This window comes from Sesame phyllody phytoplasma (assembly GCF_018390775.2).
Classification (GTDB): Bacteria; Bacillota_I; Bacilli_A; order Acholeplasmatales; family Acholeplasmataceae; genus Phytoplasma; species Phytoplasma australasiaticum.
Genome location: NZ_JAHBAJ020000033.1, coordinates 1 through 758 on the forward strand (window position 1 = coordinate 1; position 758 = coordinate 758).

The following is a 758-nucleotide window of genomic DNA, read 5'->3' on the forward strand; positions in this document are numbered from 1 at the left end:
CACCAATAAGAATCGCCAAGAGAAGGCCACCAAGAATTCCTTAAATGGCAAAGTTCAGATCCAAATTCCCAAGGCGAAAGCTAAAGAATATGGATATGAATACAATTGGTTAAAAGAGGGAAAGGTGAGACATGACGAAACATTAACAGATAGAGACGAGTTAGAAATAATCCGAACCTATCAAACAAATTGTTCGAGGAATTATCCAATACTTTTGTTTAGCTAACAATCTAAATGTTTTGACTCACTTAAGTTATCTAGCTGAATACAGCTGTTTGAAAACACTAGCAAGGAAACGGAAAAAGTCAATTGCCAAAGTTCGAAAAAAATGTAAAATTGGTTCAACTTGGAGGATTTCTTATCTTAACAAAAGGGAAACCCAATACGAACCATGGAATGTTTACTCTTGGGACAAAATTAAAAAAATGCGTAATTATAAGGGAAATCCGGATATTACCATCAATAAGTATATTTTCCAAGGTCGCACCCATCTAACTGACCGTTTAAAAGCGGAACGTTGTGAGAACTGCGACAAAACAACCCAACTTCAAATTCATCATATTGGCACAATCCGCAATGCGCATCACCGAAGTATCATGAATAAAAGAACAAAGGTATTGTGTAAAGATTGTCATCGCAAGATAACCAATCGACAAATACATGATATTAGAAAACAAGAACAATAAGAATAAATAACTAATCAACCGCAAGGAGAAATTAGTTCTCGAAAGAGAGTAAATTATGGAAAGCCGGATGCT

General features: G+C 35.4%; 1 pseudogene. It reads left to right on the forward strand.

The window, feature by feature from the left end:
• Window positions 1-686: pseudogene (locus KHD59_RS02395) on the forward strand (group II intron reverse transcriptase/maturase); the annotation flags it as partial.
• Window positions 687-758: the final 72 nt, after the last annotated feature.